The 20769-nt window shown below is 60.1% G+C and carries 18 protein-coding genes; 15 read left to right on the forward strand and 3 right to left on the reverse strand.

The features are described from left to right. The first annotated feature begins 337 nt into the window (after positions 1-337). On the forward strand, positions 338-856 hold the full coding sequence (locus OLX72_RS19050; RefSeq protein WP_114869667.1) for a FecR family protein: 519 nt from the start codon (positions 338-340) through the stop codon (positions 854-856). Beyond that, the gene (locus OLX72_RS19055; RefSeq protein ID WP_433989328.1) at positions 853-2676 is read left to right on the forward strand and encodes a CHASE2 domain-containing protein; all 1824 of its coding nucleotides are present in this window, start codon (positions 853-855) and stop codon (positions 2674-2676) included. Before OLX72_RS19050 ends, OLX72_RS19055 begins: the two co-directional genes overlap by 4 nt. Before the next feature lie 16 nt (positions 2677-2692). Here OLX72_RS19055 and OLX72_RS19060 read toward each other — a convergent pair whose 3' ends face one another. Then, positions 2693-3994, reverse strand: coding sequence for an NAD(P)/FAD-dependent oxidoreductase (locus OLX72_RS19060; protein WP_114869665.1), 1302 nt, complete (start codon positions 3992-3994; stop codon positions 2693-2695). Positions 3995-4083: 89 nt separating this feature from the next. Here OLX72_RS19060 and OLX72_RS19065 point away from each other — a divergent pair, with 89 nt between their 5' ends. Together OLX72_RS19065 and OLX72_RS19070 are read left to right on the forward strand one after the other, a co-directional pair. Next, the gene (locus OLX72_RS19065) at positions 4084-4587 is read left to right on the forward strand and encodes a hypothetical protein (protein WP_433989329.1); all 504 of its coding nucleotides are present in this window, start codon (positions 4084-4086) and stop codon (positions 4585-4587) included. A gap of 88 nt (positions 4588-4675) precedes the next feature. Continuing rightward, positions 4676-5539: an urea carboxylase-associated family protein gene (locus OLX72_RS19070; RefSeq protein ID WP_433989330.1), complete on the forward strand. Its 864-nt coding sequence runs from the start codon at positions 4676-4678 to the stop codon at positions 5537-5539. A 30-nt stretch (positions 5540-5569) separates the two neighbouring features. Here the strand turns inward: OLX72_RS19070 and argE are convergent, their stop codons facing one another. Continuing rightward, positions 5570-6724 carry an acetylornithine deacetylase gene (gene argE, locus OLX72_RS19075; protein ID WP_433989331.1) on the reverse strand — a complete coding sequence of 385 codons (1155 nt, stop codon included), beginning with the start codon at positions 6722-6724 and terminating at the stop codon, positions 5570-5572. After that, positions 6724-7908: an ectoine hydrolase DoeA gene (doeA, locus tag OLX72_RS19080; protein WP_433989332.1), complete on the reverse strand. Its 1185-nt coding sequence runs from the start codon at positions 7906-7908 to the stop codon at positions 6724-6726. The genes argE and doeA overlap by 1 nt, the downstream gene beginning before the upstream one ends. An 89-nt stretch (positions 7909-7997) precedes the next feature. On the opposite strand from doeA, the gene eutB reads away from it, so the two are divergent. The 11 genes from eutB to OLX72_RS19135 all read left to right on the forward strand — a co-directional run bounded on the left by eutB (position 7998) and on the right by OLX72_RS19135 (position 20744). Next, positions 7998-9041 (forward strand): hydroxyectoine utilization dehydratase EutB, encoded by a 1044-nt coding sequence (gene eutB / locus OLX72_RS19085; RefSeq protein WP_254684733.1) that lies wholly within the window; start codon positions 7998-8000, stop codon positions 9039-9041. After that, positions 9031-10005: a cyclodeaminase gene (locus tag OLX72_RS19090; RefSeq protein WP_433989333.1), complete on the forward strand. Its 975-nt coding sequence runs from the start codon at positions 9031-9033 to the stop codon at positions 10003-10005. The genes eutB and OLX72_RS19090 overlap by 11 nt, the downstream gene beginning before the upstream one ends. A 25-nt stretch (positions 10006-10030) precedes the next feature. Then, positions 10031-11401, forward strand: a complete 1371-nt coding sequence (locus OLX72_RS19095; protein ID WP_433989334.1) for an aspartate aminotransferase family protein — start codon at positions 10031-10033, stop codon at positions 11399-11401. Positions 11402-11404: 3 nt separating this feature from the next. Continuing rightward, positions 11405-12457 (forward strand): pyridoxal-phosphate dependent enzyme, encoded by a 1053-nt coding sequence (locus tag OLX72_RS19100; RefSeq protein WP_433989335.1) that lies wholly within the window; start codon positions 11405-11407, stop codon positions 12455-12457. Next, positions 12457-13620 (forward strand): M24 family metallopeptidase, encoded by a 1164-nt coding sequence (locus OLX72_RS19105; RefSeq protein ID WP_114869657.1) that lies wholly within the window; start codon positions 12457-12459, stop codon positions 13618-13620. Before OLX72_RS19100 ends, OLX72_RS19105 begins: the two co-directional genes overlap by 1 nt. Then, positions 13617-14333: a maleate cis-trans isomerase family protein gene (locus tag OLX72_RS19110; protein ID WP_114869656.1), complete on the forward strand. Its 717-nt coding sequence runs from the start codon at positions 13617-13619 to the stop codon at positions 14331-14333. Before OLX72_RS19105 ends, OLX72_RS19110 begins: the two co-directional genes overlap by 4 nt. 151 nt (positions 14334-14484) lie before the next feature. Continuing rightward, on the forward strand, positions 14485-15582 hold the full coding sequence (locus OLX72_RS19115) for an ABC transporter ATP-binding protein (protein ID WP_114869655.1): 1098 nt from the start codon (positions 14485-14487) through the stop codon (positions 15580-15582). Between the two features lie 95 nt (positions 15583-15677). Beyond that, a complete protein-coding gene (locus OLX72_RS19120) occupies positions 15678-16772 on the forward strand; it encodes an extracellular solute-binding protein (protein ID WP_114869654.1) in 1095 nt (364 codons plus the stop codon). 96 nt (positions 16773-16868) lie between these two features. Beyond that, positions 16869-18143 (forward strand): ABC transporter permease, encoded by a 1275-nt coding sequence (locus OLX72_RS19125; protein WP_433989336.1) that lies wholly within the window; start codon positions 16869-16871, stop codon positions 18141-18143. Positions 18144-18148: 5 nt separating this feature from the next. After that, the gene (locus tag OLX72_RS19130) at positions 18149-19333 is read left to right on the forward strand and encodes an ABC transporter permease (protein ID WP_114869652.1); all 1185 of its coding nucleotides are present in this window, start codon (positions 18149-18151) and stop codon (positions 19331-19333) included. A 196-nt stretch (positions 19334-19529) separates the two neighbouring features. Further along, positions 19530-20744, forward strand: a complete 1215-nt coding sequence (locus OLX72_RS19135) for a M24 family metallopeptidase (RefSeq protein ID WP_114869651.1) — start codon at positions 19530-19532, stop codon at positions 20742-20744. Positions 20745-20769: the final 25 nt, after the last annotated feature.

Here is a 20769-nt window from a genome sequence, read left to right on the forward strand (position 1 = left end):
GATGTTCGCAGTTTGCCGTAGGTGGGTATATGAAATTCACGAAGAACCGGCCCATTGGCGGGTTTTCAGGAACAATAAGGAAAAAGGATATCTATTGTTTCGGTACCTTTCATCCTCACTGTTGCGGCCCGTCCAGCGCATGCAACCCAGAGGATAAGCCGCTTCACATTCAAAACCTGGCATTGATTCGCCGGTCAGGTGCCGTCAGTTCAACCGTTTGGATCAGGTAAGGCATGGGCGCAGGCCATGACAAACGCCCCGCCAGTCAGGGCCTTTGATGTTTGTTTGCGGCGGCAAAACGTGCCAGAACCTTGGTCATCTTTAAGGAGTATTCGATATGCGGGCACATCGTATTTTTAAGGCCCTCTTTGCCGCTGGCTGTGTTGTCTATCTATCCAGCCCCGCAGCATTGGCCCAAATGGAGGCACATTGTCTGTTGGGACAGGCCAGCGATCCCGACAGGCAGGTTTTCACCTGCTCCGGGGGCTTGGTGATCGAACTCGAAGCTGCGGCGCAAATGGGGTTCACGACGGGCGATTCCGATGCGGACACGCTTGATCTGACAGGCGGGGCCGCCCTGATCGAGGTTACACCGGGCGGTTTTGCCCCGCAGATCAGAACGCCGCACGCCATCGCCGCCGTGCGCGGCACGGTTTACGCGGTGGATGTGACAGATACTGGCACGTCTGTCTTTGTTGTGCGCGGTCAGGTGGATGTCGGTGCGCTGTCAGATCAGGAAGCCCCCGTAGTTCTGGGGCCGGGCGACGGGGTGGACGTAACACCCGGCGAAACGCTGGAGGTTAAATCGTGGGGGGCGGCGCGGGTCGCGGCCCTGTTGGCGCGCTTTGGCAGATGATACGTCGAACACGTCTGCGCACGTTGCTGATTGCGCTTTTCGGTGCCCTGTGCGCCGCGATCTGGGCGATTTTCCTGTCACTTCCGCATCTCGGTGCGCGTGCCGGATTACTGGACCGGTTTGAATCCGGCCTGATCGACCTGCGCTTTTCTACGTTCGGCCCTGTCGACCTGCCCGGCGATGTTGTCGTGGTTGCCATAGACGATGCCGCGCTGGCCGATCCGGCGCTGGCCGCCATGACCGGGCGTGCGCGTCTGGCCCATGTCATCAACGCCATCGCGGCGCAAAACCCCAAGGTACTGGCAGTGGATGTCGTGCTGGCCGATGCGGGGGATGCCGCCGGCAATGCCGCGCTTGCCGAGGCCATCGGATCGCTGCCCAGCGTGATCGCGGCCGCGGGGACATTTCCGATTGTACAGGCCGGTTCTGGCCTGCCCGTGCTTGAAAACGAACTGTGGCCCCTACCCGTTTTCAGCGCCGCCGCGGACACCGGATGGGTCAACATTGCTACCGACGTTTCCGGCACACCGCGCCATATTCCCTTGATGTTTCTGACATCGCAGGGGCTGCAGCCGGCCCTGCCATTGCGCGCAGCCGCCCTGTTCAGCGCAGACACCCCGGAATTTGACAGGAATGTTCTGCGTCTGGGTGCCCGCGAGACGCGGCTTGATTTCGGGTTCCACATGCCGCTGCGTCTGGCGGGGCCAAGCGGCACGGTTGCGACGATACCGGCGCTGGATTTGGTTGAGGGGCGCGCGAACGGGCGTTTGAGCGGCAAAATGGTGGTTCTGGGCCTGACCGGCACAGGGCTGGGCGACAGGTTTCCAACCCCGTTTGATGGAAATACACCCGGCGTCGAACTGATTGCGACGGCCATTTCGCAGCTTTTGGGCGGGCCCGGTCTGGTGCGGGATGACACTGTGCGCCGCGTCGACGTGGCGATGGCTGCGAGCGTGGCATTTTTGTGCACGTTTATTGTGCTTGCCCTGTCCCTTGGGCCGGGCGTCACGTTGGCATTGGGCGTTCTGGGCCTTTGGATCGCTCTGATCTGGCTGGCCTTTCCGTTCGGCTGGTGGCTAAGCGCGGCGTTGCCGCTGCTGGCCACACTGCCGCCGGTGCTGGGAGCTGCGGGGATGCGCTATGTTCAGGAACGGCGCAGGTCGGCCATTACGGATCGCGCGGTTGTCGCGCTGAAGAAATTCCAATCACCCGCGCTGGCCGACATGATTGCCGATGATCCTGATTTTCTTTCCCGTCCAGTGACGCGCGATCTGGTGATCTTTTTTGTCGATCTCAGCGGTTTTACCCTGTTGTCGCAAACATTGGGGCCACAAGGCACCGAGAACTTTCTGAAGCGGTTCCATTCGGTTGTCGCACGGGAAGTGCACAAGCAAAATGGCATTGTTTTCAACTATATGGGTGATGGCGCGCTGGCCGTATTCGGGATGCGCGACACGCATCCCAATCCCGCCGATGACGCGATGAAAGCAGCGTTCGATCTGGTTGCAGCAATCGTTGCACTGGGGACATCTCAGGGGCTGGATGTGCCGCTGGGTTGCCGGATCGGCATACATTTCGGCCCCGTGGTCCTGTCCCGTCTGGGGGATGACCGGCAACAACAGGTATCCGTCACCGGAGACAGCGTGAACCTGGCCAGCCGCCTGATGGAAATCGCCAAGGCGCAGGGCGCATCCATTGTCGCAACTGCGGATGTGCTTTCCGCACTAAACGCGCGGCCAGAACGCGATGCCGCCGAAATCAAAACTGTCGAGGTGCGCGGACGTGCCGGCAATGTTGACGTGCATTTGTGGACGGTGTGATCGGCAGTGCGCCGCGTCAGAACCTGTCGGCTGCATAGCTTGAGAGGTCGATGTTGACCTGACGCCCCGATGCCAGATCTGTCACCATCCGCCCCAGACGCGGGCCAATTGTCATACCGATATGCTGGCCGCCATAGGCGTGAATGATGTTGGGCGCATTGCGCGCCTCGCCCAGAACCGGCAGGCTGTCCGGTGTTGTGGGGCGCCGCCCCATCCAGACATCATCGCGTTCGAATGTCAGCGCGGGATAGACCTGTTTCATCTGACGACGCAGCAAATCCAGCGGCGCCTGTGACATCGGCGCGTCAAGCCCGGCAAATTCGGCCACACCGGCGGCGCGCAAGAAACCGTCCATCGGGGTCAGCACGAATTTTGCGTCCGAAATCATGTAAGGGTTGGGTGCGGTGAAACTGGGCGCATACATCGACACGTGATAACCGCGCTCGGCTTCGAGCGGCATGCGAAGGCCCAGTTTCCTGGCCAGCGAACCAGACCACGCGCCCGCAGACAAAACAACCTTGTCCGCATCCAGACGCGCGCCGCCTTTCAACGTAACCGAAGGGGCATCACCCGGCGCAATATCGGCCACCTCGCCCGCGACAAAGTTGCCGCCTTGCGTACGGAAATGATCAAACAGCGCCGCGACATAGCGATCAGGTGCCGACAACCAAGCATAATCGCCAAAGACCGTGCCAAACGTATAGCGCGGCCCGATATTGGGATCGCGTTCAAGAATCCCCGCCCGATCCAGATAGGTCGCATGGATCCCGTGGGCGCGGCGCAATTCGATCGTCAGCGGCGATGCATCATAAGCGGCCCTGTCGGGATACAGGCTGACATAGTCGCCTGTGCGGATAAATTCGGCGGCAGGTGTGCCGGCGGCCAAAATCTGGTGCTGATCAACCGAATCCAAAGTCAGTTGTGCCAGTGCCCCGGCAATTTCGGTGACGCGTTGCACGGAGCTGTTTTTGAAAAACGGCACCAGCCAGGGCAGCAGTTTCGGCAGATAGCCCCAGCGCAGAAACAGCGGTGACGACGGGTTCAGCACCATGCCGGGGGCCTGTGTCATCAAACCGGGCGTGGCCACCGGAATGATCGCCGTGCGCGCGATCAGACCCGCGTTTCCATAGGATGTCTGATCACGCCCCCCCGGAACGATCCGGTCCACCAGCGTTACATCCCAGCCATCGCGCCGCAGCCATTCAGCAGATGACACACCGGTGATACCGGCCCCGATCACGAGAATGGATTTGCCCATGGTCTGCCCTTTTGCGTTCTGATGCGCCGCCTTTGGTCGCACGGGTGCATTTGTTTGCATGTGTCCGCCGTGGTCAACGGCAATTCGTTGACCCTGTGTTACAAAGGCCGGATAATTTGGCAGCACCGCCGCATGACAGGAGGATCGACATGACAACGAAGGACAGCTTTTCAGACGAGGAATGGGATAGAATTGTCAGGGCGCCGTTTGTGGCGGGTTTTGCCGTGACAGCCGCTGACCCCGGTGGGTTGATCGGGGCCGTTCAGGAAAGCTCGGCCATGGTGAAATCAGTAAGGGACGCGCAGGCCTCTGCCCCCGAGGGATCATTGATTGATGATCTGGCCGCCACGTTCATGTCCGCCGAAGGACGCGAGGCGGCAAGATCGGGCCTCAAGGCGCTGATCAAGGGCCGCACCCCGACCGAGGCAGGCACGGCTGCCGTTGCCGAATTGCATGCGACGATGACAATGCTGCACACCAAAGCACCGGAACACGCCGCGGTGCTTGCGCAATTCGTGCGCGACACGGCGCAGAACGTCGCCAATGCGGCCAGCGAAAACACGTTTCCGGGCTTTGGCGGTGAAAAAGTATCAGACGCCGAACGCAAGACACTGGCAGATATTGACGCCGCGGTGGCCGCCCCGACAGGCTGAAACGGGCTGTTGCACCGGGTTTCCCGGGGTTGCAGGGCCGCCAATATCTGGTTTGGTGGGGCGGCACCCAGAATCAAAGGCCGCCCCCATGAAACCTGCCCACCCCGAATTTTCCGCGCCACAGGATTCAGACGCCCGCAAGGCCATCGCGCCGGTCATCTGTTATCCGCCCGACACGCTGCCATCCCCTGATCTGGCTGGATTGTCCGAATTGCGCGCGCAATCAAAGGCGGCGGACAGCGTGACTGTCCCGCCGCGCGATGCGCGGTGTATCGCGGTTGCCGCCGGGTGCTTTTTCCGCATTTCGTCCGTAGAGGGATCGCAGGTGGGCGATCTGAACCTGTGGAATGCCAATGATCTGACCGAACGGTTCTATTCCGGCAAAACCCGCGCGCTGCACGGCACACATCTTTCGACGGGTGACAGGATGTGGTCTGCCTTTCCGGCAATGCGGCCGATGGCAACCATCACTGCCGACACGCTGGAATGGTACGGGTTTGATGGGTTTGGCGGATCAGTTCATGATGTGATCGGTACGCGATGCGACCCTTATACCGGTCGTTTGCTGAATGGGTCCGACTACCATTATTGCTGCCATTCCAACCTGACGCGCGCGCTGGCCGATTTTACCGGACTGCCGATGGAAAGCGCCGAACCGCATGTGCATGACGTGCTGAACGTATTCATGTGCACCGGCTTCACCCGTGACACCGGCCAGTATTTCATGAAGGCCAGCCCCGTGCGTCCCGGTGACTATCTGGAATTTTACGCCGAAATCGATCTGATTGTCGGCCTTTCGGCCTGTCCCGGCGGCGATTGCAGCGCTGAACACACATCCGATACCGCACAGTGTTATCCGCTGCTGATCGAGGTATTTGATCCAGGGGCAGCGGCGCGCGACGCACATGACAAACCGGCGCGCTCTGCCTATGATCGCAGCCACGGGCGCTAGCGTTTTGGGGGATGTTGCGGCGCGGGTTGCCTATCGGCCCAACTTGTCTGCCATCCTGTCCAGCATGGTGCAGCACTGTTCCAGTTGCGACAATTCGATGAATTCATCGGGCTTGTGGGCTTGCAGGATCGATCCCGGCCCACAGACAACCACATCACATCCCAGGCTTTGAAACAGCCCGGCTTCGGTCCCGAAAGACACCAGTTCGCAGCCGTTTGCCCCGGTCAGTTCGGCCACCAGATCGCGGGCCGCATTCTGGGGTATGGGGATCAGGCCTTCGACCTCGCCCACCGTGGTGGTGGTGATCGAAGCATCCGGGTGCACGGCCTGCATCGCGGGCAGCAGAACATCGGTGCAATAGCGCTCCAGATCGGCCTTGACCAGATCGGCGTCTTCTGTGCGCACCGGGCGCATTTCCCAGTCGATCTCGGCCTTGCCGACGATCACGTTATGGGCCACGCCACCCGCGACACGGCCAATATTTATCGTGCTCCAGGGCGGTTCGAACAGGCTGTCAGGCGGGGTGCGGGTTTTCAACACCTCGCGCAGGTCCAGCAACCGGGCGACATAGCGTACCGCGTATTCGGCGGCGTTCACGCCCAGTTCGGGGCGCGATCCGTGGCCTTCTAATCCGGTGAAATGGGTCGAATATTCGTAACACCCCTTGTGGCCTTCGATGATACGCATGTCGGTGGGTTCGCCGATGATCACGATGTCGGGCGTGATACCAAGGCCACGCAGTTCCCCGACCAGATGGCGCGCACCCAGACAGCCGGTTTCCTCGTCATAGGTGAACGCAAAATGCAGCGGGCGCGTCAGACGGTTGGGGTCCAGCCCTTCGGCCATCGCCATCGCGGCGGCAATGAACCCTTTCATGTCGCAGGTGCCACGCCCGTACAAGCGGCCATCATCGGTGCGCATGATGAACGGATCAGACGCCCAATCCTGATCGGTGACGGGCACCACATCCGTGTGACCCGACAGCAGGACACCCCCCGGCCGGTCCGGCCCGAGCGACGCAAACAGGTTGGCCTTGGTGCCGCAGGGCGACAATTGCGTGATCACCCGCGCGCCCAGATGCGACAGCGTATCGGACAGATCGGCGATCAGTTCCAGATTGCTGTCACTGGACACCGTCGGGCAGGCAATCAGCCGGTCAAGGATATCGATCGTGCGGGCCAGCATCAGGGTTTCACGAACATCTTACGCGGGCGGTTGCAGAAACATTCGGCTGCGCCGTTGTCCCTGATCAGGATGCTTTCGGTAATTTCAAGACCCCAGTCATCCATCCACAAACCCGGCATGAAATGGAATGTCATCCCCGGCTGCAACACGGTTTCGTCCTCTTCACGCAAGGATATGGTGCGCTCGCCCCAATCGGGCGGATAGGACAGCCCGATCGGATAGCCGCAGCGAGCGCCGCGTTCGATCCCGGCCCGTTCCAGCGGTGCGGCCAGCGCCTTGGCGATATCCTGTGCGCGGTTGCCGGGGCGCGCAGCCTCAAGCCCGGCCTCCAGCCCTTCGACCAGCGCCGCCTCGGCCTTTTTCAGAAAATCGGGCGGCGTACCCAGATAGACAGACCGGCAGAACGGCACGTGATAACGCCGGTAACAGCCCGCCAGTTCAAAAAACGTACCCTCCCCCGATTTGAACGGCGTGCCATCCCATGTCAGGTGCGGCGCAGCGGCATCGGTGCCGGACGGCAACAGCGGCACGATGGCCGGATAATCGCCCCAGTCGTTTTCGACCCCGCGAATGGTGTCGCGGTAAATCTCGGCCACTAGATCGTTTTTTCGCATACCCGGTTCGATGCGTTCGATCACGCCGTCCATCACGTGTTCGGCGATGCGCGCGGCCTTGCGCATCATGGCGATTTCTTCGTCCGATTTTACGGCGCGCTGCCAGTTGACCAGCGCCGTGGCATCGATAAATGTCGCGTCCGGCAATTCCGTTGTCAGCGTCTGGTAGGCCTTGGCCGAGAAATAGTAATTGTCCATCTCGACGCCGACCCGCTTGCCGCCATATCCGGCGTCGCGGATATGGCCCGCCAGATCCTGCATCGGATGGCGCAGGGTGGATTGAACATAGTGATCGGCATAGCCATGCACGCGGTCGTCCTTCATCCAGACGGTGCGCAACGCGCCATTGGCATCCTGCCGCCGCCCCCACCAGACCGGATCGGCGTCACCAAACACCAGAACACCCTGATGCACATAAAACGACCATCCGTCATAGCCGGTCAGCCAGGCCATGTTCGACGGATCCTGTACGTAAAGAACATCGATCCCTGCCTTTTCCATCGCTGCGCGGGTCAGCGCCAGACGGCGGCCGAATTCTGTCTGGCTGAAAGCTGGATTGGCGTGTGTCACGATGCTCTCCCTGATATTTTGTGCCCGAAAGGTTGACGTGGCGGGCCAATTGTTTTGTGTATGGACGGTCTGACAAAACGGGGGGACAGGTGTCACGTCAAGCCAAAAACAGCACGAGCGGTGCATCTGGCCTGACGCTGGCGGACGTGGAACAGGCCGCTTCGGCCATTCGCGGGGTCGCGGATCACACGCCGCTGGTTCCGTCACCCCATATGAGTTCGGTGGCGGGCAGCGAATTTCTGATGAAGCTGGAAATCGCGCAGCCGATCGGTGCGTTCAAACTGCGCGGCGCGCTGAATGCGGTGATGGCCCTGCCGGATGGCACAGCCGGTGTCACCTGTTGTTCCACCGGTAATCACGGGCGCGGCGTGGCTTTTGCCGCCGGTTTGCGCGGATTGCGTGCGGTGATCTGCATGTCGCATCTGGTGCCACAGGCCAAGGTTGACGGGATCCGCGCGCTCGGCGCGGATGTGCGCATCATCGGGCAGTCGCAGAACGATGCGCTGGCCGAAAGCCGGCGTCTGGTCGATGCCGAAGGGCTTGCCGACATTTCGCCCTTTGACGATCCGTTTGTGATTGCCGGCCAAGGCACCATCGGGCTTGAGATCATGCAGGCCCGCCCTGACATCCGCACAGTGCTGGTGCCGTTGTCGGGTGGCGGGCTGGCGGCGGGCGTAGCACTGGCGGCCAAGGCGCTGGACCCGGCGGTGCGCGTGATCGGTATCAGCATGGACAGGGGCGCGGCCATGGAGGCCGCATTGCGCGCAGGCCATCCGGTTACTGTGCCGGAATATGCCAGCCTTGCCGACAGTCTTGGGGGAGGCATCGGGGCGCAGAACCGGTTGTCCTTTCCATTGTGCCGCGCGTTGCTGGATGATGTCGTTCTGGTCAGCGAGGCCGAGATTTACAACGCCATGCAAACCCTGTTCTATCAGGACCGTCTGGTCGCCGAAGGCGGCAGCGTCGTCGGGCTGGCGGCGGTTCTGGCGGGCAAATTGCCCGATCTGGCGGGGCCTGTGGCCACGATCTTGACGGGGCGCAATCTGGATATGCATGTCTTTCACCGGATCATGGCCGGACAGGACATCGAACTGGGCGACATGATATTGAAAGGACACCGCTATGCCGCATGACATTGCCATCGTTTCCGAAGACCAGTTGCGCGCGCTGGTCGGGCTGGACACCGGCATGATCGACCTGACCGAACGCGCCTTTGTGGCGCTGGCCAGCGGTGGTGTGATCATGCCGCCGATCATGTCGATGGAACTGCATGACAGCAACGGAGAGGTGGACGCGAAAACCGCATACCTGCCCGGGTTCGACAGTTTCGCGCTGAAGGTCAGCACCGGTTTTTACGGCAATGCCGCGCTTGGCCTGCCCAACCTGAACGGGTTGATGGTGCTGTTTTCCGTCAAGACCGGCATGGTCGAGGCGGTGTTGCTGGACAACGGGTACCTGACCGATCTGCGCACCGCTGCCGCCGGGGCCGTGGCCGCGCGCCATCTGGCCCCAGAAAGCGTGGAAACGGCAGGGGTCATCGGGACCGGAATGCAGGCCCGATTACAGATCGAAGCGGCGCATCTGGTGCGCCCGTTCGCCCGCGTGCTGGTGCATGGGCGCGATATGGATAAGGCTCAGACCTGTGCTGACGATCTGGCGCGCGCACTGGGGATAAAGGCGCAGGCCGTCGAGGATGCGCAAGCGCTGGTCCGTGACAGCCAGCTTGTCGTGACAGCGACGGCATCACGCGCGCCGGTGATCGATGCAGGCTGGCTTCATCCCGGGTTGCACATCACCGCGCTGGGATCGGATGCAGATTACAAGAACGAAATCGACCCGCGCGCGCTGGAGCGCGCCGATGCCTATATCTGCGACCGTGTCAGCCAATGCGAGGTGCTGGGCGAATTGCGCAGCGCGCTGGCCGCGGGTCTGTGGACCAAAGGCACGCCCGCCGAACTGGGCGAGGTCGTGACCGGCGCCAAACCCGGGCGGCGCGCCCAAAGTGACATAACGATTTGCGATCTGACCGGAACAGGCGCACAAGATACCGCAATCGCAACCCATGCCTATGCCCTGTATACCAGTGGCAAACACTGACATCTGCACTGAAAAGGAACCTAACATGCTGCGCAACGATCAACTGGACCAATGGGACCGTGACAATTTCTTTCACCCCTCGACCCATCTGGCCCAGCACGCCCGTGGCGAAAGCCCGTCGCGGATCATCCAGACCGCCAGCGGCTGCCATATCGAGGATCGCGACGGCAACAGATTGCTGGACGGGTTTGCCGGACTTTACTGCGTGAATGCAGGCTATGGACGGCGCGAGATTACCGACGCCATTGCCCAGCAAGCCGGCGAACTGGCCTATTACCATTCCTATGTCGGGCACGGCACGGAGGCATCGATCACCCTGTCCAAGATGATCCTGGATCGCGCGCCTTCGAATATGTCCAAGGTCTATTTCGGGCTGGGCGGATCGGACGCCAACGAAACCAATGTCAAGCTGGTCTGGTATTACAACAATATTCTGGGTCGCCCGGAAAAGAAAAAGATCATATCGCGCTGGCGCGGCTATCACGGGTCGGGGCTTGTCACCGGGTCACTGACCGGGCTTGAGCTGTTTCACAAGAAATTCGATCTGCCGCTGGCGCAGGTGCTGCACACCGATGCGCCCTATTATTACCGCCGCACGGATGCCGACCAGAACGAGGCGCAGTTTGTTGCACAATGCGTGCAGTCGCTGGAAGATCTGATTGCCCGCGAAGGGGCCGATACCATCGCCGCCTTCATCGGAGAGCCGGTGCTGGGCACCGGTGGCATCGTTCCCCCGCCCGAAGGGTACTGGGACGCCATTCAGGCAGTGTTGAAAAAGCACGACATTCTGATGATCGCCGACGAGGTCGTAACCGGCTTTGGCCGGCTGGGCAGCATGTTCGGATCGGACCATTACGGGATCGAAGCCGATATTATCACCATCGCAAAAGGTCTGACATCGGCCTATGCGCCGCTGTCGGGGTCGATCGTCAGCGACAAGGTTTGGGCGGTTCTGGAACAGGGCACCGATGAAAACGGCCCGATCGGGCATGGCTGGACCTATTCGGCGCATCCGATCTGTGCGGCGGCCGGTGTCGCGAACCTGAAACTGATCGACGATCTGAACCTGATCGCGAATGCCACCGATGTGGGTGCCTATCTGAACCAGTCGATGCACGCCGCACTGGGTGATCATCCGCATGTGGGCGACATTCGTGGTGAAGGCATGTTGTGTGCGGTGGAATTTGTGAAGAACAAGGATGATCGTGTATTTTTCGATGCCGCCGACAAAACCGGCCCGCAGATCGCCGGCGCACTGGCCGCGCGTGGCGTGATCGGGCGGGCGATGCCGCAGGGCGATATTCTGGGCTTTGCACCACCCTTTTGCCTGACCAAACCCGAAGCAGATCAGCTGGTGGCCCAGACCAAGGCCGCCGTGGCCGACGTGTTGGGATAAGGCATGAAAGCTGTCGCCAACCCGCACCGCGCCAAACCGAAACTGGTGGCCGAAGCGCCCTATCCCAGTATCGCCGCGCACAGGGTTGCGGCGTTGCTGGAACACTGCCCTGCCGCGGCAGAGACGCCATTGTTGGACGCCGCAAGTCTGGCCACGCAGGCGGGAATTTCCGCATTGTGGGTCAAGGATGAGCGCACGCGCATGAACCTTGGAAGTTTCAAGGCACTGGGTGCGGCTTACGTGATTGCGCGCCACGCCAGCGATCTTTCCGAAATGCCGGACGCCACTACGTTGCGGGGGCGCACCTATGTCACGGCAAGTGCGGGCAATCACGGCATGTCGGTGGCGGCGGGCGCGCGGGTGTTCGGTGCAAACGCGGTCATCTATATCGCCGAAACCGTACCGGAAAGCTTTGCAATCCGATTGCGCGATCAGGGGGCGGATGTGGTACGCGAAGGGGCCGATTATGCCGCAAGCATGGCCGCCGCAGCTGCCGCGGCGGATGCCAACGGCTGGACCCTGCTGTCTGACAGCGCCTGGGCGGGATATACCGAACTGCCCCACATCCTGATGGAAGGCTATCTGCAAATGGCCGCCGAAGCGGTTGAGCAATGCCCGACAGTGCCAACCCATATCGTATTGCAGGCCGGCGTTGGCGGGCTGGCGACGGCGGTGGCCGCCTATGCGCGCAAGGTGTGGGGCAATGCGCCGACTATCATCGTGGTTGAACCTGACGCCGCTCCGGCCCTGCAGGCCAGCATCGAAGCTGGCAAGTGTGTAACCACAACCGGTCTTGACAGCATCATGGGGCGGCTGGATTGCAAGGAACCGTCGATTATCGCCCTGAACGGGCTGGCGCGTGATGCCGACTGGTTTGTGACGATGTCCGATGCTGCGGTTTCAGCGATGCTGCCCGCGATGGCACAGGCAGATTTGGCCACAACGCCGTCAGGCGGGGCCGGCGTGGCGATGGTTCTTACCGAACAGGCGCGCGCCGCTGTCGGGATCGGCGCGGACGCGCGGGTTCTGTGTTTCCTGTCCGAAGTGGCCGATTGATGAGCAATAGCGAACCGCAACGCGGATTTCCCGATGCCGAATTTCAGGCCCGCGTGGCCAAGGCCCAGCACCTGATGGGCCAGCGCGGGCTGGATGCGCTGGTGCTGACCTGCGAAACCGATGTGCGCTATTTCAGCGGCTATCTGACCCGGTTCTGGGAAAGCCCGACGCGCCCGTGGTTTCTGATCGTACCTGCCAGCGGCGCGCCGGTTGCGGTGATCCCGTCCATCGGGGCGGCGTTGATGGCACAGACTTGGGTGCGCGACATTCGCACTTGGTCCTCTCCCGATCTGGAAGATGACGGCCTGTCGCTGCTGTGCGACACACTGGCCGAACTGACGCCGGAACATGCGCGGATCGGCCTGCCCGACGGGCCGGAAACCCATGTGCGGATGCCATGGGCCGATCTGCAACGTTTGGCACATGATCTGGGCGCAAGAACGCTGACGGGCGATCAGCAGATCGTGCGCGACCTGCGCCGGATCAAATCACCGCTTGAGGTGGACAAGATCCGCGCCGCCTGCGCAGTGGCCGCGCGCGCCTTTCGGCGGGTGCCGGAAATCGCGGGCGAAGGCGTGCCGCTGGACCGGATTTTCCGGCAGTTCCAGATGCTGTGCCTGCAGGAAGGGGCCGATTGGGTGCCCTATCTGGCCGGTGGGGCGGAACAGGGCGGATACAGCGATGTGATTTCCCCCGCGCGCCCCGTGCCGCTGCAACAGGGCGATGTGCTGATGCTGGATACCGGCCTGGTCTGGGACGGGTATTTTTGCGATTACGACCGCAACTGGTCGGTCGGACCGGTGGCACCGCCGGTGGCAGATGCGTATAAAACCCTGATCGATGCGACCGATGCCGCCGCCGCCATCGCCCGCCCCGGTTACAGGGCCGCCGATCTGTTCCATGCCATGAACGACATTCTGAGCAAGGGGGCCGGTGCCACGGATGCGGGGCGTCTTGGGCACGGGTTGGGCATGTCGCTGACCGAATGGCCATCGTTCATTCCCGCAGATGATACCCTTCTGGCACCGGGTATGGTATTGACGCTGGAACCGGGGATCGCTGTCAACGGCAGAATTCTGGTGCACGAAGAGGATATTCTGATCACCGAAGGCGCACCGGAATTCCTGTCGCCGCGCGCCACGGCGGAGATGCAAATCATATGAGCCGTTATCCTTATACGCTGGACCGCGATGATCCACAAAAACCGCCCATCGGGCTGATCGTCTTGCAGACGGATGAAACGATAGAACCCGATTTCAAACGCTATTTCGCCGATCACCCCAGCCCGCTTTATGTCAGCCGCATTCCATCGGGTCAGACGGTGACGCACCAGACCCTGTCGCAGATGCAGACCGATCTGACGGCCGCGGCAGACCTGTTGCCCAAAGGATTGCACTTTCCGGTGATCGGGTATGGCTGCACGTCAGCCAGTTCGGTGATCGGATCAGAGCGGATCGAAAAACTGGTTCAGGGGGCGTGCGATGTGGACACGGTCACTAATCCGCTGCGCGCGACCGTTGCGGCCTGCGCAGCGCGCGGCCTGTCGCGGATCGCGCTGTTGTCGCCCTATATAGAAGAGGTGAACGAGCCGTTGCGCGCGGCATTTGCGCAAAACGGCGTGGATATGTCTGTCTTTGGCAGCTTTGGCGAGGCCCAGGAGGCAAAAGTTGTTCGGATTTCAACGGCTTCTGTTGTCGATGCCGCGGTGAAACTGGGGGCCGACCCATCGGTCGAGGGTGTTTTTCTAAGCTGCACGAATCTGCGTACCTACGATGCGATTCCAGCCATTGAACAGGCTTTAGGCAAACCGGTTCTGTCCAGCAATCAGGCACTGGCGTGGCACATGAGGCATCTGGTGCAAAACTGCGTAAAATAGGGCCGTTTTGACGCCTTTTTTCCGGCAACACTATAGAAAATAACAAAAACCGGTTGCATGTCGCCTATCTGATGCCTTTTACTATGTCAAAACCGGTGGGGGCCGGTTCGCTGGCACCTCAACCGATAAAACAGAAAGACAGGGAGACAACGTGGCCGATTCATCCAGCGACGCATTCGTCGAATTTCAGCACGTCCAGAAAAGTTATGATGGCGAAACGCTTGTCGTCAAAGATCTGAACCTGGCGCTTCCCCGCGGCGAGTTTCTGACCATGCTTGGGCCATCAGGGTCCGGCAAGACCACTTGCCTCATGATGCTGGCGGGGTTCGAAACCGCAACCCACGGCGAAATCATGCTGGGCGGAGAACCCATTAACAACATCCCGCCGCACAAGCGCGGTATCGGCATGGTGTTTCAGAACTATGCCCTGTTCCCGCACATGACGATCGCCGAAAACCTCAGCTTTCCTCTGGAAGTGCGCAATATCGGCAAGTCCGACCGCGAGGCCAAGGTCAAACGCGCGTTGGATATGGTCGAAATGGGATCGTTCGGCGGACGCCGTCCCGCACAATTGTCAGGCGGTCAGCAACAGCGGGTCGCGCTGGCACGCGCGCTGGTGTTTGAACCCGAACTGGTGCTGATGGACGAACCGCTGGGCGCGCTGGACAAACAGTTGCGTGAAAAGATGCAGTTCGAAATCACCCATCTGGCGCATGAACTGGGCATTACCACAGTTTACGTGACGCACGACCAGACCGAAGCGCTGACCATGTCGGATCGCGTGGCCGTTTTTGATGACGGGCGTATCCAGCAGCTGGCACCGCCCGATCAGCTATACGAAGAGCCCGAAAACAGCTTTGTTGCGCAATTTATCGGCGAAAACAACACGCTGGAAGGTGTTATTAAAGAGGTCAACAACGGCGTTGCCATTGTCCAGCTGGACGACGGAGAGCTGATTGACTGCAAGCCGATCAATGTCAGCCAGCCGGGCGAACGCACCCGCGTGTCGATCCGCCCCGAACGTGTCGAATACAACAAGGACCGTTTGCAAAAAGGCGTTCACACACTGAAGGCCGAAGTGCTGGAGTTCATCTATATGGGCGACATTTTCCGCACCCGCCTGCGGGTTGCCGGAAATGACGAGTTCGTCATCAAGACCCGCAACGCCCCGGATCAGGACCGACTGAAACCGGGACAGCAGATTGAAATCGGCTGGTTGCCACAAGATTGCCGCGCGCTGGACGCCTAGCGCTGTCGGTTCGGTCTGCCGCTGGGCGGACCGACGATCCAGTGATAACCCGAAGCGCTGGACGTAAAAGTTACGGGAAATAAAGGGAGAGTAAAATGAAAGTCACAAGTTTGTTCGTCACCGCAAGTGCAGCCGCATTGGCAGCGAGCGGCGCGCTGGCCCAGGACATGACAATCGTGTCATGGGGTGGTGCATATTCTGCATCTCAGCAAAACGCCTATCACGACCCCTATATGGCGGCCAATCCGGGCGTGAACATCATCAACGACGAAAGCTCGGCCGAAGCGGTTGCGAAACTGCGCGCCATGAACGAAGCCGGAAACATTACCTGGGATGTGGTCGATGTGGTTGCATCCGATGCGATCCGCCTGTGCGACGAAGGTCTTGCGCTGGAAATCGATGCCGACACACAACTGGCCCCTGCCCCCGATGGCACACCCGCCAGCGAAGATTTCGGCGACCTGCTGGTTTCCGACTGCTTCATTCCGCAAATCGTTTATTCGACAACATTCGGCTATCGCACCGACATGGTGGGTGACACGCCCCCCACAAGCGTTTGCGCAATTTTCGATACCGAAGCCTATCCCGGCAAGCGTTCACTGGAAAAGCGCCCGATCAACAACATGGAATGGGCGCTGATCTGTGATGGGGTTGCCAAGGAAGACGTTTACGACGTTCTGGAAACACCCGAAGGTCAGCAGCAGGCGCTGGATAAACTGGCCACGATCAAGGATGACGTGATCTGGTGGTCGGCCGGTGCGGATACGCCCCAACTGCTGGCCGATGGCGAAGTGGTTATGGGGTCCACCTACAACGGTCGTCTGTTCAGCGTGATCGAAGAGCAAGACCAGCCCGTTGCCATGCTGTGGGACGCGCAGGTGTTCGATCTTGACGGCTGGATCATTCCTGCCGGTCTGTCGCCCGAGCGTGAAAAAGCAGCGCTGGATTACATCTATTTCGCCACAGATACGCAGCGTCTTGCGGATCAGGCCAAGTGGATTTCCTATGGTCCGGCACGCAAGTCTTCGGCACCTCTGGTTGGCCAGCACGCCGAACTGGGTATCGATATGGCACCGCACATGCCGACCGATCCCGAAAACGCCAAGAACACGTTCCTTTATAACTACGAGTTCTGGGCCGATTATCGCGACGACATCGACGCGAAATTCCAGGCGTGGCTGGCACAATAGGCCTGCCTGACACATCCATCGGGGGCGCGGACCACTGCGCCCCCGAACCACCAGAAGCCGAAAACGGCCAAGACCTAAAACAGAACGGGGAACACCATGAGTGATGCAACAACCGATACCGGACCTGTCCTGTCGGCAGATGGCACACCGCTGAAGAAAAGCCTTGCAAAGGCGTTGCGGCGCGAAAAGCTGCGGGCGCTGATGCTGATTGCACCGTTGCTGGTGTTCATCCTGATTACATTTATTCTTCCCATTGCAGACATGCTGTTCCGCTCGGTCGAGAACTCGATCGTGCCCGACACGCTGCCCAGAACCGTCGGGGCGCTGCAAGACTGGGACCCCGATTCAAACGAAGCGCCCGACGAGGCGGTGTTTGCCGCACTGGCGCAGGACATGCAGATCGCTGTCGAGGCCAAGTTGCACACGCGGCTTGGGTCGCGCCTGAACTATGAAAAAACCGGCATGTCGTCGCTGTTCCGCAAATCCGGCCGCCGGATTGATCGCTGGGATCTGGCCGCAGATGCGCCGTTCAAGGAAAAATTCGCCGATATCGACGAAGACTGGGTAGACCCCGACACGTGGAAGACGCTGAAGGTCTATTCCTCCAATTACACAAACGGGTATTTCCTGAACTCGGTCGATCTGCAAAAGGGAGTTGACGGGGTCGAAATGCGTCCCGAGAACCAGCAGATTTACATCACCCTGTTCCAGCGCACATTGTTCATGTCTCTGATGATCATGGGGTCATGCGTGTTGCTGGGCTATCCGATTGCGTTTTTGCTGGCCAATCTGCCGTCCAAAACGTCGAACATGCTGCTTATTCTGGTTCTGTTGCCGTTCTGGACTTCGCTGCTGGTGCGAACCTCTGCCTGGAAGGTCATGTTGCAGCAACAGGGCGTGATCAACGATACGCTTGTTTGGCTGGGTCTGGTCGATGATGCGGCGCGACTGATCATGATCAACAACCAGTTCGGCACGATTGTGGCCATGACACATATCCTGCTGCCCTTCATGATCCTGCCGCTCTATTCGGTGATGCAAACCATCCCGCCATCTTATGTGCGGGCGGCGAAATCGCTGGGCGCAACCAACTGGACAGCGTTCTGGCGGGTCTATTTCCCGCAATCCGTGCCGGGGATCGGTGCGGGCTGTATCCTCGTGTTCATTCTGGCCATCGGGTACTACATCACCCCCGAACTGGTGGGCGGCACCAAAGGTGTCTTTATCTCGAACCGGATCGCCTATCACATCTCAAGCTCTTTGAACTGGGGACTGGCGGCGGCACTGGGCACCATCCTGCTGGTCGCGGTTCTGATGCTCTACTGGGTGTATGACAAGATTGTCGGTATCGACAACGTGAAGTTGGGGTAAGAAACATGGCCAAGTTAAGATCAGAAATTCCGACCCCCGATTTTGGCAAGTTCACCTTGCCCCTGATGGCCGCCGCGGGCGCGTTTGGCGGGTATCTTGTGGGAACGGCAAATGGCAATTCCTGGGCCGGTGTGGCCGGCGGTATCATCGTTGCCGCACTGCTGGCCGTCATCCTGATCAAGATGGTGCCCAACCGCGCGACGGGCCGGCTGGGAACGGCCATTGTTCTGGGTTTGGGCGGTTTCATCATGGCGGGGCTGTCCGGCCTGATTGTTGGTGCAATCTTTGGACTGATCTACAGCTGGTTCGCCTACTGGCTGCATTCGGGCGATTACCGGCGCGGCGTTCCGATTTATGCCACCGCGGGTGATGTGCTGTGGCACAATACGTTCCTGCTGATCTGCGGGCTGATCTTTTTCTTTCTGATCGCGCCGATCGTCGTGGTGATGCCACTTAGCTTTAATGCCGAAGATTTCTTTACCTTCACGCCCGAAATGCTGGCGCTGGATCCCGAAGGCTATTCGCTGAAGCATTATCGTGATTTCCTAACCAATTCCGATTGGCAGCACGCGCTGAAAAACTCTTTTATCATCGCGCCCTGGGCGACGTTGCTGTCGGTTACATTCGGCACACTGGCCGCCATCGGGCTTAGCCAGGATCACGTGCCGTTCCGCCGTGCGATCATGGCGATCCTGATTTCACCGATGATCGTGCCGCTGATCATTTCTGCGGCGGGCATGTTTTTCTTTTATTCGCGCATCGGTCTGCAGGGTGAATATCTGGGCGTGATCTTGGCCCATGCCGCCCTTGGCATTCCGTTTGTGATCATCACCGTGACCGCAACGCTGGTTGGCTTTGACCGCAGCCTGACGCGGGCGTCAGCCAATATGGGTGCCGGACCGGTCCGGACCTTTTTCAAGGTGCAGATGCCGCTGATCCTGCCGGGTGTGATTTCGGGCGCGCTGTTTGCGTTCATCACCTCCTTTGATGAAGTTGTGGTGGTTTTGTTCGTCGGTTCATCCGGCCAGAAAACCCTGCCCTGGCAGATGTTCACCGGCCTGCGCGAACAGATCAGCCCGACCATTCTGGCGGTGGCGACCATTCTGGTGGTTCTGTCGATCATGCTGCTGACAACGGTCGAACTGCTGCGTCGCCGGTCCGAGAGGTTGCGCGGTATCACGCCCAGCTGATCGCACGACCTGAAATCCAAAATTTGTGTTGACCGGCGCATTGCCGGGCAATACGGAAATCCTGTGACAGCTGCCGCGATGGCGTCGTGGCCGTGGTCCCCTGTCACGGTCCTGCTTTGCAAGGCCTGCCGCCCTGAACGCCGGGGTGTGTGGCCGGGCATGGGTTTATGTCCGGCAGTGGACAAGGAACAAATCCATGCAAGATCTATCAAACCGCCCGGAGTTTTTTACCTGCCATAATGGCGAAAAAGCGCCCCTGCCCTTTAGCACCGGCGAATATGATCGCCGCCTGACCAACCTGCGCGCGCTGATGGCGCAACGTGACATTCCGGTCGTTTTGCTGACCAGCATGCACAATATCGCCTATTATTCCGGGTTTTTGTATTGCAGTTTTGGGCGGCCCTATGGCTGTGTCGTTACACAGGATGCCTGCACAACAGTCTCGGCGAATATTGATGCCGGTCAGCCGTGGCGGCGTTCGGTCGGGGACAACGTCATTTTCACCGACTGGAAGCGCGACAATTACTGGCGCGCAGTTGCGATGCTGGCCGGTGGCGCCCGCCGCATCGGGATCGAAGCGGATCATATGACACTTGCGGCCCGCACCACTGCGACGACCATGTTGTCAGACCCCGAACTGGTGGATATCGCACCGGATACAATGGCCAGCCGTATGGTGAAATCGGCTGAAGAGATCGCGCTGATCCGTGAAGGGGCGCGCATTGCCGATATCGGCGGTGCTGCCGTGCGCGATGCCATTCGTGAAGGCACGCGGGAAATCGATGTTGCAATGGCCGGGCGCGACGCGATGGAGCTGGAGATTGCCCGCGCGCATCCGAACTCGGAACTGCGCGACAGCTGGGTCTGGTTCCAGTCGGGTCTGAACACTGACGGCGCGCACAATCCGGTCACGACACGCAAGCTGGAAACCGGTGATATCCTGTCGCTGAACACGTTCCCGATGATTTCGGGATATTACACAGCGCTGGAACGCACCCTGTTTCTGGGCGAACCGGATGTGGACAGCCTGCGCATCTGGAAGGCCAATGTCGCAGCACATGAACTGGGGATAAGCCTGATCAAACCGGGCGCGACCTGTTCGGGCATCTGCGACGAGATCAACCGCTTTTTCGCGGACGAGGGTCTGCTTCAGTACCGGTCGTTCGGCTATGGCCATTCGTTTGGCATTCTAAGCCATTACTACGGGCGCGAGGCCGGTCTGGAACTGCGCGAAGATATCGATACCGTGCTGGAAGACGGCATGGTCGTGTCGATGGAACCGATGCTGTGGCTGCCCGAAGGCCAACCCGGTGCCGGTGGCTATCGCGAGCATGACATTCTGATCGTCGGCAAGGAAACATCGGAAAACATCACCGGCTTTCCCTATGGTCCGGACGCCAACATCGTGTAGCCTGCCCGCACAAGACAGCATCAGG

Origin of the sequence: Sulfitobacter sp. TBRI5 (assembly GCF_051013555.1) — a bacterium.
GTDB lineage: Bacteria > Pseudomonadota > Alphaproteobacteria > Rhodobacterales > Rhodobacteraceae > JL08.

Bases quoted from the DNA above. Each gene is read 5' to 3' on its own strand.
- OLX72_RS19050 (WP_114869667.1), top strand. From the start codon at position 338: ATGCGGGCACATCGTATTTTTAAGGCCCTCTTTGCCGCTGGCTGTGTT.
- OLX72_RS19055 (WP_433989328.1), top strand. From the start codon at position 853: ATGATACGTCGAACACGTCTGCGCACGTTGCTGATTGCGCTTTTCGGT.
- OLX72_RS19060 (WP_114869665.1), bottom strand. From the start codon at position 3,994: ATGCAAACAAATGCACCCGTGCGACCAAAGGCGGCGCATCAGAACGCA.
- OLX72_RS19065 (WP_433989329.1), top strand. From the start codon at position 4,084: ATGACAACGAAGGACAGCTTTTCAGACGAGGAATGGGATAGAATTGTC.
- OLX72_RS19070 (WP_433989330.1), top strand. From the start codon at position 4,676: ATGAAACCTGCCCACCCCGAATTTTCCGCGCCACAGGATTCAGACGCC.
- argE (WP_433989331.1), bottom strand. From the start codon at position 6,724: ATGCTGGCCCGCACGATCGATATCCTTGACCGGCTGATTGCCTGCCCG.
- OLX72_RS19090 (WP_433989333.1), top strand. From the start codon at position 9,031: ATGCCGCATGACATTGCCATCGTTTCCGAAGACCAGTTGCGCGCGCTG.
- OLX72_RS19095 (WP_433989334.1), top strand. From the start codon at position 10,031: ATGCTGCGCAACGATCAACTGGACCAATGGGACCGTGACAATTTCTTT.
- OLX72_RS19100 (WP_433989335.1), top strand. From the start codon at position 11,405: ATGAAAGCTGTCGCCAACCCGCACCGCGCCAAACCGAAACTGGTGGCC.
- OLX72_RS19105 (WP_114869657.1), top strand. From the start codon at position 12,457: ATGAGCAATAGCGAACCGCAACGCGGATTTCCCGATGCCGAATTTCAG.
- OLX72_RS19110 (WP_114869656.1), top strand. From the start codon at position 13,617: ATGAGCCGTTATCCTTATACGCTGGACCGCGATGATCCACAAAAACCG.
- OLX72_RS19120 (WP_114869654.1), top strand. From the start codon at position 15,678: ATGAAAGTCACAAGTTTGTTCGTCACCGCAAGTGCAGCCGCATTGGCA.
- OLX72_RS19125 (WP_433989336.1), top strand. From the start codon at position 16,869: ATGAGTGATGCAACAACCGATACCGGACCTGTCCTGTCGGCAGATGGC.
- OLX72_RS19130 (WP_114869652.1), top strand. From the start codon at position 18,149: ATGGCCAAGTTAAGATCAGAAATTCCGACCCCCGATTTTGGCAAGTTC.
- OLX72_RS19135 (WP_114869651.1), top strand. From the start codon at position 19,530: ATGCAAGATCTATCAAACCGCCCGGAGTTTTTTACCTGCCATAATGGC.